The organism is Streptomyces sp. SirexAA-E (genome assembly GCF_000177195.2).
Classification (GTDB): Bacteria; Actinomycetota; Actinomycetes; order Streptomycetales; family Streptomycetaceae; genus Streptomyces; species Streptomyces flavovirens.
In genome coordinates this window covers 2,732,989-2,744,956 of the sequence record NC_015953.1, presented here as the reverse complement: position 1 = coordinate 2,744,956, position 11,968 = coordinate 2,732,989, and the positions used below count along the sequence as shown (strand labels likewise).

8 protein-coding genes are annotated in these 11,968 nt (G+C 73.3%); 5 read left to right on the top strand and 3 right to left on the bottom strand.

The features are described from left to right. Nucleotides 1–2: 2 nt before the first annotated feature. Both SACTE_RS12135 and SACTE_RS12130 read right to left on the bottom strand, forming a co-directional pair. The gene (locus SACTE_RS12135) at nucleotides 3–1,367 is read right to left on the bottom strand and encodes an extracellular solute-binding protein (protein ID WP_026359208.1); all 1,365 of its coding nucleotides are present in this window, start codon (nucleotides 1,365–1,367) and stop codon (nucleotides 3–5) included. A gap of 210 nt (nucleotides 1,368–1,577) precedes the next feature. After that, a complete protein-coding gene (locus tag SACTE_RS12130; RefSeq protein ID WP_014046325.1) occupies nucleotides 1,578–4,889 on the bottom strand; it encodes an FHA domain-containing protein in 3,312 nt (1,103 codons plus the stop codon). A gap of 456 nt (nucleotides 4,890–5,345) precedes the next feature. On the opposite strand from SACTE_RS12130, the gene SACTE_RS12125 reads away from it, so the two are divergent. The 4 genes from SACTE_RS12125 to SACTE_RS12110 all read left to right on the top strand — a co-directional run bounded on the left by SACTE_RS12125 (nucleotide 5,346) and on the right by SACTE_RS12110 (nucleotide 10,669). Next, a complete protein-coding gene (locus SACTE_RS12125; protein ID WP_026359207.1) occupies nucleotides 5,346–6,977 on the top strand; it encodes a serine/threonine-protein kinase in 1,632 nt (543 codons plus the stop codon). A gap of 146 nt (nucleotides 6,978–7,123) precedes the next feature. Beyond that, the gene (locus tag SACTE_RS12120; protein ID WP_014046323.1) at nucleotides 7,124–8,362 is read left to right on the top strand and encodes a serine/threonine-protein kinase; all 1,239 of its coding nucleotides are present in this window, start codon (nucleotides 7,124–7,126) and stop codon (nucleotides 8,360–8,362) included. Between the two features lie 70 nt (nucleotides 8,363–8,432). Continuing rightward, the gene (gene prfB, locus SACTE_RS12115; RefSeq protein ID WP_026359206.1) at nucleotides 8,433–9,539 is read left to right on the top strand and encodes a peptide chain release factor 2; all 1,107 of its coding nucleotides are present in this window, start codon (nucleotides 8,433–8,435) and stop codon (nucleotides 9,537–9,539) included. Nucleotides 9,540–9,892: 353 nt separating this feature from the next. Further along, a complete protein-coding gene (locus tag SACTE_RS12110; RefSeq protein WP_014046321.1) occupies nucleotides 9,893–10,669 on the top strand; it encodes an LPXTG cell wall anchor domain-containing protein in 777 nt (258 codons plus the stop codon). Between the two features lie 131 nt (nucleotides 10,670–10,800). Here SACTE_RS12110 and SACTE_RS12105 read toward each other — a convergent pair whose 3' ends face one another. Then, nucleotides 10,801–10,995, bottom strand: coding sequence for a hypothetical protein (locus tag SACTE_RS12105; protein WP_019993639.1), 195 nt, complete (start codon nucleotides 10,993–10,995; stop codon nucleotides 10,801–10,803). 263 nt (nucleotides 10,996–11,258) lie between these two features. On the opposite strand from SACTE_RS12105, the gene ftsE reads away from it, so the two are divergent. Then, nucleotides 11,259–11,948: a cell division ATP-binding protein FtsE gene (gene ftsE, locus SACTE_RS12100; protein ID WP_014046319.1), complete on the top strand. Its 690-nt coding sequence runs from the start codon at nucleotides 11,259–11,261 to the stop codon at nucleotides 11,946–11,948. The last annotated feature ends 20 nt before the right edge of the window (nucleotides 11,949–11,968 follow it).

Sequence of the window (11,968 nt, the reverse complement as noted above, 5' to 3'; positions counted from 1 at the left end):
CGTCAGCTCTTGTACGCCTTGGCCGCGTCGGACTCCAGTTTCGCCTGGGTCCCCGCGACGTCCTTCGGGTTCTTCAGGAAGTCCTGGAGCGTCTTCCACTCACCCTTGCCGGGCGTCCCGCCGAACGACTGCGGGGCCTGGTCGGACATGTCGAACCGGACGTCGTCACCGGCGTCGATCAGCGCCTGGGCCATCGTGCGCTGCACGTCGTTCGGATAGGCGGCCACGTCCAGGGACTTGTTCGGGGAGATGAACCCGCCCGCCTCGGCCCAGATCTTCGCCGCGTCGGTCGAGGCCAGCCAGGTCAGCAGCGCCTGCGCGCCCTTGCCGTCCTTGAGCGCCACGGCCGCGTCGCCACCCGTCACCACCGGGGAGTCGGCGCCGACCGCCGGGAAGGGGAACACCTTGGCGTCGGTGCCGATCTTCGCCTTGGTCTGCGCGATGTTGACCGAGACGAAGTCACCCTCGAAGACCATGGCGGCCTTGGGCTGGTCGCCCCCGGTGAACGTCTGGGTGACGGAGGCCGGGAACTCGGTCTGCAGCGCGCCGTCGGCGCCGCCCGCGATCAGCTCCGGCTTGCCGAAGAGCTCGGCGAGGGTGGTGAGCGCGTCCTTGACGGACGGGTCCGTCCACGCGATCTCGTGCTTCGCCAGCTGGTCGTACTTCTCCGGACCGGCCTGGGAGAGGTAGATGTTCTCGAACCAGTCGGTGAGCGTCCAGCCGTCCGCGCCGCCGACCGAGACCGGGGTGACGCCGGAGGCGGAGACCGTCTCGGCCGTGGCCAGGAAGTCCTTCCAGGTCTTCGGCTCGCTCGCGCCCGCGTTGTCGAACGCCTGGGCGTTGTACCAGATCAGCGACTTGTTGGCGGCCTTGAAGTAGACGCCGTACTGCGTGCCGTCCACCGCGCCGAGGTCCTGCCAGACCTGCGCGTAGTTCTGGCCGAGCTGGGCCCGCGCCTCGTTGCCGACGGGCTTCGCCCACTTCTTGGCCACGGCCTGCTGGATGGCGCCCACCTGCGGGATCATCGCGACGTCCGGGGGCTGGCCGCCCGCGATCTTCGTCCCCAGGAAGTTGACGATGGGGTCCTGGGCGGGGACGAAGGTGACCGTCGCGCCGGTGCGCTTCTCGAACTCGTCCAGCACCTTCGTGAAGTTGGCCTGCTCGGGTCCGGTCCAGACCGCCGCGACGGATATCTGCTCGCCGTCCAGTTTCGGCAGGTCGACGCTCGATGTGCTGTCCTGCGTCCTGCCGGGGCCGTCTCCCGCCTTGTCCTTGCCCTCACCGTCGTCGCTGCACCCGGCCAGGGCCAGTGCCCCGACGGCGGTGAACACCACTGCTGCCCTACGCATGCGAAGGGTTGTGCGCATCCCTGCCCCGTTTCTCCTGCGCGCACGTGCACGGACCGGCACCAACGGTGGGACCCTGCGGTGCCGCTCACGTCTCACATCGCGCGGTTCACGTCGTCCGTGCGCACAGGTCTACGCCCGGTGCCTGAGCGCCGCAATACCGCGCTCAGGCACAACTCGGTGATCGTGATGGGCTCGTGACGTGCCGTCAGGGATACGGGGGTGCGCTCCTCAGGACGGGGACGGGATCAGCGGCGGCAGCCGTTCGGCGTTGACCGAGCGGGCCGCCCGCTCCAAGGCGCTGGCCAGCAGCGCCAGGTCGGTGGGCCCGTTGCCCAGCTCGCGGACCGGGCGGCGGGCCGGCGGGTCGCCCATCCGCTCCCACTCCAGCGGTACGACGGTGGGGCGCAGGGTCGCCGTACGCGGGATCCTGCCGGTGACCCGGCCGCCCTGGAAGGGCGTCACCCGGCCGTCCGGGTGCCCCAGCCTGCCCCGGCCCGGAGCCGCCTCGTCGGGCGACGGGGGGACGACCGGCGGGTCCAGCACGATGCGCAGCCGGGCGCCCCGGGCCAGCTCGGTGTCCTCGGTGCGGTCCGGGCGGGCGGACGTCGCGACCAGGTGGACACCCAGCCGCTCGCCTTCCCTGGCCACGGCCTCCAGCACCCGGACGACGGAACCGGCCGACGGACGGCCCGGGCTGCCGAGCGAGGGGGCGACCAGGGCGTCGAAGTCGTCGGCCAGGACGACGAGCCGGGGCAGCGGGGACGGGCCGGGGTCGGCAGGCCGGGCCGCGGCGGGCCGCAGCCTGAGTGTGCCGCTGGCGGCGGAGTCCAGATCGCCGCGCTGGTCACCGGTGCCGGCGGGGCGCCGGCCCGGGAGCGCCTGCGACTCCTCGTAGCGGGCGTGCCAGGTGGCGAAGTCCAGGCCGCCCAGCAGCTCCGTACGCCGCTTCAGCTCGCCGCCGAGGGCCTGGGCGAACTCCCGCATCCGTACCGGGTCGGAGGCGACCAGATGCGTGAAGACGTGCGGCAGCTCCGTGCAGGGGCGCAGACCGTCGCTGCCCCCGCCGTCGATGAGCAGGATGCCGAGCCGGTCCGGGCGGGCAGCGGACGCCAGGGAGGCGGCGACGGCTCGCAGCAGCTCCGTCCGGCCGCTGCCCGCAGGTCCCTCGATCAGCAGGTGCGGTCCCTCGTCGGCCAGGTCGACGGAGAGGGGGCCCCGGGGCCCGGCTCCGAGCACGACCACGGGCCTGCCCGCGTAAGCACCCGGGGCACCCGCGCCCCGGCTCTCGCGCCGCTGCGCGGGTACGGAGGAGGAGGCGGGCGGGTAGGACGAACGGCCCGGCCCCGACCGGGTGGGCCCGCCGCTCCGGAACGGGGAGGGGGCGGGACCGGCGCCCCCGCGCTCCGGGGCCTCGCGCTGCGTGCCCACCCGGGGGCCGGTGCTCAGGGTGCGGCCGGAGCTCGTGGTGTCCAGGTCCGCCGACGGGGCCGCTGCGCGGACCGTCGCGCCCGGCTGGTCCTCCGCCGTCGACGCCCAGCGGGCCATCAGGGAGGCCGGGGTGGCCCGGGCCAGCCCCAGCTCGTCCAGCAACCGGGCGGACGGGGGCAGTGCCGCCGCCACGGGCCGGCCGGCCAGCGCACCGGACCCCTCGTCGCGCAACGGCGCCAAGGCGCGCGCGAACCGCTCGGCCCAGGCCGCCGAGACCGCGTCCACCGTCGCGACGGTGCCGTGTCCCGCCACCTGGCCGCCCGCCGTGCGCAGCAGCCGCAACGCGGTCGCCACGTCACCGCTCAGCATCGCGACCGCGCCGCACTCACGGAAGGGGATCGAGACCCGGCACGCGGTGTCGTACGTCGCGTCGACCGGGGAGGTGGGCGAGGCGGCCGGGGTCTCCGCCAGGCAGACGAGGTGGATGCCGACGGCCGCACCGGCCATGGCCAGCCCCGCCGTGGTCTCGCGCAGCGCCGAGGAACCGGGATCGCCGTCGACGACCACCACCGTGAAGGGGCCGGTGTGGGCCCGGGCCGCCTCGGTCACAGCGGACCGGTCGGCGCTGGCCCAGCCGGGGCCCAGCGGCCCTTCGTCCATGCGGCGCACCAGCTCCGCGGCCCGGGCGTCCGCCTGCTCCCGGTCGTAGGCCAGCAGCAGCCGGCAGTCCTGGCCGTGCAGGGGGCGCAGATGCGGCAGCCACCCGAGCCAGGACCACTCGCGCCGCCGCTCCTCGGCGCCGCGCGTGCGGTCCGTGCTGATCAGCACGATCTCCAGGTCGAACGGCGCGTGCAGGGCGGCGAGCTGCGCCACGGTCGAGCGGGCCAGGCCGGACAGTCGGGCCCGGGGCCCCGCGAGCCCGAGCGATCCGGCCTCCCGCAGGCCCACGGTGACCGGCACGGCGGGCAGGTCGGCCCGCTCGGTCGTCCCCAGGCGTACGACCAGCGCCTCCGGGTGCGCGGGGTCGCGCTCCCACAGCCGGGGGCCGGGGCCGAGTGCCGTGAGGAGCACGGTGGCCGGATCCGGCCACGTCCCGGCGGGCGCGGCCGAGGGGCGGGAGGACGCGGTGCCGTACGGCGCCTCGGTACCGTCCGCCGGCGCCTCCCCGGGGTGCTGCCCGGCAGGTCCGTGCGACGGCTCGCCCCGGCCGCCGGTCAGCCGTCGCGCCCAGGCGCCTATGCCGCCGCGACGGGGCGGATCGCCGGGCGTGAGCGGAGTACCGCGCCCGTGGGTGACCTGCTGCGGCCGGGGTGCGTGCCGGTCCTCGCCGTGACCGGCCGCGCCGTCGTCGTACGCCTCGTACGGTTCCGGACCGCCGGGGTGCGCGCCGCCCCGGGAGCCGGCCCCGGCCGGGCCTCCCGGGGCGTCCGTGCCGCCCGGGGGCGTGGCCGTCGAGCCGGTGTCCGTGCGGGCCACCCGGAGGTGGCCCTCGCCGTCGGGGGTCGTCGTCAGAGCCGGTGTCCGTGAGCCCGTCGTGAGCCGGAGCGTCGACTCGCCGAGCCGCAACAGGGCTCCCGGGGCGAGCCGGAGAGGACGGTCGTGCACCGGGGCGCCGTCCAGCGTGGTGCCGTTGGTGGAGCCTAGGTCGGCGACCGAGACCCGGCCGTCCTCGGAGACCGTCACCGCGCAGTGCAGCCGGGACACGTCGGGGTCGTCGAGCGGGACGTCGGCCTCGGCGGAGCGGCCGATCCGGATCCGGCCGCCGTGCAGCAGGTGGACCCCGCCGGCGTCCGGGCCGGCGACCACATGCAGCTGGGCGGGGACGGCGTCGTCGGCCCCCTCGTCCTCGCCGGGCGTCTGCAGCGAGAGCACCGCCCCGTCCACCAGGGGTGGCTCGCCGAGGGCGCAGCGCTGGGTGTCGAGGCGCTCGCGCCCGGCGTACAGCACCGTGGCGCCGCCGCCCTGGGAGCCTTCCGGTCCGCACGCCGCGGAGGAGAGGCTGGAGGCGACGGCGGCGAGCGCCGTCCCCGCCGGGGCGGTGACGAGCACGTCGCAGGCGCGCGCCGGGGTCTGGCCGCTGCGCGGCGCGAGGACGGTCAGCCGGATCTGCATCGCCGTCAGCGGTCCCTTCTGCGCGGGGTGCCCGGCAGGGGAAACGGCCCTGTGATTCCCCCCACCCGGCACGGACGCGTCGTCCGGTACAGGTCGTCACGGAGGGCGAGGCTCCGCCTCACAGCTCCGTGCTGGAGGCATCCTCGCACCTGCCAGTGACAACACGCCCGGGGGTGACCGCTTAGTGATCATGAATGGTCGAGTGTGGGTGCAAAAGTGCCTGCTTGGTCCTGCCTCGGAGGCGTGGGCACACTCGTTCGGCAACCAATCCTCCGGTGTCTGCGTCTTCCCCCGGACACGGTGGGCACGCCCGCCGGGCGCCGGGACACCACGGGCGCGAAGCCGCAGGGCGTCGGGAGCCCGCTCCCCGCCGTGCACCGGGTCGTTAGAGTGGGCCGGAACATCCGGGCGGGCCGGGGGGCCGCCGAGCACAACGATCAGCAGGGAGCGCATGACGTGCGGCCGGTAGGCAGCAAGTACCTGCTCGAGGAGCCGCTCGGGCGCGGTGCCACGGGCACCGTCTGGCGAGCCCGCCAGCGTGAGACCGCCGGGGCCGAGGCGGCCGTCGCCGGCCAGCCCGGCGAGACCGTGGCGATCAAGGTGCTCAAGGAGGAGCTGGCCAACGACGCGGACATCGTGATGCGCTTCCTGCGTGAGCGCTCCGTGCTGCTGCGGCTCACCCACCCGAACATCGTGCGCACCCGGGACCTCGTCGTCGAGGGCGACCTGCTCGCCCTGGTGATGGACCTGATCGACGGTCCCGACCTGCACCGCTACCTCCGGGAGAACGGTCCGCTCACCCCGGTCGCCGCCTCCCTGCTCACCGCCCAGATCGCGGACGCGCTCGCCGCCAGTCACGCCGACGGCGTCGTCCACCGCGACCTGAAGCCCGCCAACGTGCTGCTCGACGAGCGCGACGGCGAGATGCACCCGATGCTCACCGACTTCGGCATCGCGCGGCTGGCCGACTCCCCGGGACTGACCCGGACCCACGAGTTCGTCGGCACGCCCGCCTACGTGGCACCCGAGTCCGCCGAGGGCCGTCCGCAGACCTCCGCCGTGGACATCTACGGCGCGGGCATCCTGCTGTACGAACTGGTCACGGGCCGCCCGCCGTTCGCAGGCGGCACCGCGCTGGAGGTCCTGCACCGGCACCTCAGCGAGGAGCCCGGCAGGCCGAGCAACGTCCCCGAACCGCTGTGGACGGTCATAGAGCGCTGCCTGCGCAAGGACCCCGACCAGCGGCCCAGCGCCGTGAACCTCGCCCGGGCGCTGCGCACCGTCGGTTCCGGCATCGGCGTGCACGCCAACTCCGAGCAGATCGCGGCCGCCGAGGGGGTGGGCGCCCTGCTGGCCCCCGACCCGGCGCCCGCCGCCGTCCCCGACACCCCGGGCGCGGCCGACCCGACCCAGGTGCTGCCGAGCAACGCGGGCTCGTACGACCCGGCGGCCCCGACCAGCGTCATGCAGACCCCGGGCGGCGGGCACGCCGACCCCACCGCTGTCATGCCCCCGGTACCCCCGCGCCCCGACGGGGCCCCGCAGCCCGACGAGCCGCACCCCTGGCAGTCCCAGCTGCGGGCGGCCCGCGACCGCAACGAGCAGACGCAGGTCCAGTACCTCGACCCGAGCCAGGACCCGCTGCGCCGCCGCCCGCAGCGCCAGCAGCCGCCCCCGCAGGACCAGCGGCCCCCGCAGCGGCAGCAGCAGCCCCCGCCGCAGCAGTACCGGCCCCAGCCGCAGCGCGCCCAGCAGTACCCGCCGCAGCAGGCGCAGCAGTACCAGCCCCAGCAGCAGCAGTACGCGCCGCCGCAGCAGCCCGCCCCACGGCCGGCACCCGAGCCGCCGGCCCCGCGTCAGCCCCGGCAGCGCAGCGCCAACCCGATGCACATCCCCGGCCTCGGGTGTCTCAAGGGATGCCTGTTCACGGTGGTGCTGCTGATCGTCGCGGGCTGGCTGATCTGGGAGCTGACACCCCTCCAGGGCTGGATCGACGAGGGCAAGGGCTACTGGGAGGCCATCGGGGACGGGATCTCCAAGGTCACCGGCTGGTTCGACGACCTCGGCGGCTCCTCCGGCGGCCGGTAACCCCCCCGACTCTGTGTCTTTGTCGACTTCTGCGGGCTCATTTCGACCGCAGAAGTCGAGGTCGGCGTCGCCCCGGGCACGCAACACCCCGTTCGCCGCGTAACTTTGTCGACCGGGGGTCAACGCCAGCCGCTGAGGGAGCAGTCTTGGCACGGAATATCGGCAGCCGGTACACGGCCCACCAGATCCTGGGGCGCGGCAGCGCCGGCACGGTGTGGCTCGGAGAGGGCCCGGAAGGGCCCGTCGCCATCAAGCTGCTCCGCGAGGACCTCGCGTCCGACCAGGAGCTCGTGGGCCGCTTCGTACAGGAGCGCACAGCGCTGCTCGGACTCGATCATCCGCACATCGTCGCCGTCCGCGACCTCGTCGTCGACGGCAACGACCTGGCGCTCGTCATGGACCTGGTCCGGGGCACCGACCTGCGGACCAGGCTGGACCGCGAGCGGCGCCTCGCACCGGAGGCCGCCGCGGCGATCGTCGCGGACGTCGCCGACGGCCTGGCCGCCGCCCACCGGGCCGGGGTCGTCCACCGCGACGTCAAGCCGGAGAACATCCTGCTCGACATGGAGGGCCCGCTCGGGCCCGGCGGCGCGCACCCGGCCCTGCTCACCGACTTCGGCGTCGCCAAGCTGATCGACACCCCGCGGCGCACGAAAGCCACCAAGATCATCGGCACACCGGACTATCTGGCCCCGGAGATCGTCGAGGGCCTCCCGCCACGCGCCGCCGTCGACATCTACGCCCTGGCGACGGTGCTGTACGAGCTCCTCGCGGGCTTCACCCCCTTCGGAGGCGGCCACCCCGGGGCCGTTCTGCGCCGTCACGTCACCGAGACCGTCGTCCCCCTCCCGGGCATCCCCGAGGAGCTCTGGCAGCTCCTGGTGCAGTGCCTGGCCAAGGCGCCGGCCTCCCGGCTGCGCGCCTCGGAGCTGGCGGCCCGGCTGCGCGAGCTGATCCCGCTGCTGGCCGGGATACCCCCGCTCGACGTCGATGAGCCGGACACCGGGACGACGCCGCAGACGTACGACGAGCAGAGCTACGCACCGTCCCCCGAGGAGCCCCGCCGCCGTGGAGCCGTCCCGCTGGTCCCCGGCTCCTCGCCGGACTCCAACCGGGACACCCACACGAGCATGAGGGTCCCCGCCCCCGACGAACTGGCCGGCGGCCCCCTCGGTACCGCCCGTGCCCCTCGGGCCCCCGGCCGCCCCCGCCCCGGCTCCGCCCGCAACCGATCCGCCGCGGTCCGCAAGCGCCGCCTCACCCTCGGTGCAGCCGCGGTCGCCCTGTGTGCCGCGATCGGGGTGGGCGGCTGGCTCGCCACCGGCGGCGACGACGGCGGTACGAACCCCGAGGACACCCGGAACTCCGCACCGGCGGCTCCCTGACGGCGCCCGGCCGGACCCCTGCTCCGGGCGGGCGGGACAGGTTCGCCCGTGCAGCCGTTACGCTGGACCTGTGGCAGTCGTCGATATTTCCGAAGAGCTGAAGTCCCTCTCCTCGACCATGGGGTCGATCGAGGCCGTCCTGGACCTTGATGCGCTGAGGGCCGACATCGCCGCGCTCGAGGAGCAGGCGGCGGCGCCGTCCCTCTGGGACGACCCGGAGGCGGCCCAGAAGATCACCAGCAGGCTTTCGCACCTCCAGGCGGAGGTCCGCAAGACCGAGGCGCTGCGCGGCCGCATCGACGACCTCGGGGTCCTCTTCGAGCTCGCCGAGGACGAGGGTGACGCCGACGCGCTGGCCGAGGCCGAGGCGGAGCTGGTCTCCGTCCGCAAGGCGCTCGACGAGATGGAGGTCCGCACCCTCCTGTCCGGTGAGTACGACGCCCGTGAGGCCGTCGTCAACATCCGGGCCGAGGCGGGCGGCGTGGACGCGGCGGACTTCGCGGAGAAGCTCCAGCGCATGTACCTCCGCTGGGCCGAGCAGCACGGCTACAAGACCGAGATCTACGAGACGTCCTACGCGGAGGAGGCCGGCATCAAGTCGACCACCTTCACCGTGCAGGTGCCGTACGCCTACGGGACGCTCTCCGTCGAGCAGGGCACCCACCGGCTGGTGCGCATCTCGCCCTTCGACAACCAGGGCCGCCGCCAGACGTCCTTCGCGGGCGTCGAGGTGCTGCCCGTGGTCGAGCAGACCGACCACATCGAGATCGACGAGTCCGAGCTCCGTGTGGACGTGTACCGCTCCTCGGGCCCCGGTGGCCAGGGCGTCAACACGACGGACTCCGCGGTGCGTCTGACCCACCTGCCGACCGGCATCGTCGTCTCCTGCCAGAACGAGCGCTCGCAGATCCAGAACAAGGCGTCCGCGATGAACGTCCTCCAGGCCAAGCTCCTCGAGCGCCGCCGCCAGGAGGAGCAGGCGAAGATGAACGCGCTCAAGGGCGACGGCGGCAACTCCTGGGGCAACCAGATGCGTTCGTACGTCCTGCACCCGTACCAGATGGTCAAGGACCTGCGCACGGAGTTCGAGATCGGCAACCCCGAAGCGGTGTTCAACGGCGAGATCGACGGCTTCATCGAGGCCGGTATCCGCTGGCGCAAGCAGAACGAGAAGTAGCCGTACCCCGTACGGCCGCCGGGCCCGGACAGCTTGTCTGTCCGGGCTCTTCGCGTTCTTCTCCCTCGTGGGCAGGCGAGTTGGGGGGACCGCGTGGTGAATGCGTCACAGTCGTGATGCCGAATAGGCGTCAAGAACCATTCATAGCGGCGCGTATGCCACGGAACGGCCTTGACGTAGTCCTTATCTGTGGACAGGGTGCTAGAGCAGCACGCGTATGTCTGGGACAGGTGTGAACGGGGGCGGGCGGGATGAACACGGTGACGTGGCCCCGCGGAGAGAGTGACCCCGCAGGGCCGTGGACCGCATATGGCTGCTCCATTGACGAGATCAGCTACTGGGGGTAGCAACAGATGACGAAGAAGACGCGCATCCGCGTCGCCCGGATTGCCGCTGGCGCGGTTATCGCCGCGGGTGCCTCGCTGACGGTGACGGGTGTCGCGCAGGCCGCCGGCCTGGTCGAGATCGGTGCCCAGTCGTTCGGGAACGACGACACCAACCCGAGCGGTGACCCGACCAACCCGGGCGGCGAGGACCCGACGAACCCGGGCGGCGAGGACCCGACGAACCCGGGGGGCGAGGACCCGACGGATCCCACGGACCCGACCGACCCGACGGACCCGACCGACCCGACGGATCCCACGGACCCGACCGACCCGACCGACCCGACCGACCCGACCGACCCGACGGATCCCACGGACCCGACGGATCCCACGGACCCGACGGATCCCACGGACCCGACCGACCCGGGTGAGCCCACCGACCCGACCACGCCGACCGAACCGTCCGACCCGGGTGCTTCCACCGGCGGAAACGGCGGCGGCAACACCGGCGGAAGCGCCGGTGGCGACACCGGCGCCACCACCGGTGGCGGCACCGGCACCACCGGCGGCAACGGCGGCGGCAGCACCTGCACCGTCGACCTCGACGGTGCGGCCTGCGCCGACAACACCGACACCGACAGCGTCGGCAACCAGCCGGTGGAGCAGGGCAAGGGCAAGGACGAGCTGGCCGAGACCGGTGCGGCCGAGACCACGTTCCTGCTGGTCGGCGCCGCGACGATGATCGCGGGCGGCATCGGCTTCCGTATGCTGCCGCGTCTGGCCGGCGGCAACCGTACGGCTGCCTGAGTGCCGTAGACGTACGCAGAAGGGCCCGGGAGAGGCGTCAAGCCACTCCCGGGCCCTTCCGGTGCCCGCAGAACGTCACAGCGCCCGCAGGCGCCCGCCTCGGCGCCGCCTGGCGGGGTGCGGGGGCTCGGTCAGGCTGCCTGGTGCGCCAGCAGGGCCAGCGCCGCAACCAGGATCACCATCAGCGCGATCAGCATCGCCGGGTTGAGCCCGGCGAACGGGCCTTCCTGGTCCTGCATGCGCTGCCGGCTCGCCCGGCAGACACGGCAGCGGCCCTCGGCCACGGGTGCCGCGCAGTTCGCGCACACCAGTCGGTCATAGGTCATGCGCATTCCTCCTCCCGCGCGGCGGAGCCGCATGTTCACGTCCTCTCCGCACAACGCTCCGGGAAACGCAACCGTTCCCCTCCTTCCACTGTGCCAGCTCGGGAGGGATTCGGCGCGGCCCGCCGGAGCCGGGTCCGTCACGCCCCGTTTCGTTCCCTGCCGCGTTCCGTCACAAATCCCTCATTGACGGACGCCGACTGCACGCCCCAGCCCGGTTCGCGTATGGTCACGCTCACCTACTCCCGGCCGACCGTGGTGCATCCGTGATCCGATTCGACAACGTCTCCAAGACCTACCCGAAGCAGAGCCGCCCCGCTCTCAGGGATGTCTCCCTCGACATCGAGAAGGGTGAGTTCGTCTTCCTGGTGGGGTCCTCGGGCTCCGGCAAGTCCACCTTCATGCGGCTCATCCTCCGTGAGGAGCGGGCCAGTCAGGGCATGGTCCACGTCCTCGGCAAGGACCTGGCCCGGCTGTCCAACTGGAAGGTGCCGCAGATGCGCCGCCAGCTGGGCACGGTCTTCCAGGACTTCCGGCTGCTGCCCAACAAGACGGTCGCCGAGAACGTGGCCTTCGCGCAGGAGGTCATCGGCAAGCCGCGCGGTGAGATCCGCAAGGCGGTGCCGCAGGTGCTGGACCTCGTCGGGCTCGGCGGCAAGGAGGACCGGATGCCCGGCGAACTCTCCGGTGGTGAGCAGCAACGCGTCGCGATCGCGCGGGCGTTCGTCAACCGCCCCATGCTGCTGATCGCGGACGAGCCGACCGGCAACCTCGACCCGCAGACCTCCGTGGGCATCATGAAGCTGCTGGACCGGATCAACCGGACCGGCACCACCGTGATCATGGCGACCCACGACCAGAACATCGTCGACCAGATGCGCAAGCGCGTCATCGAGCTCGAGCAGGGCCGTCTCGTGCGTGACCAGGCGCGTGGCGTCTACGGCTACCAGCACTGAGCACCTGCACGAGCTTCGAG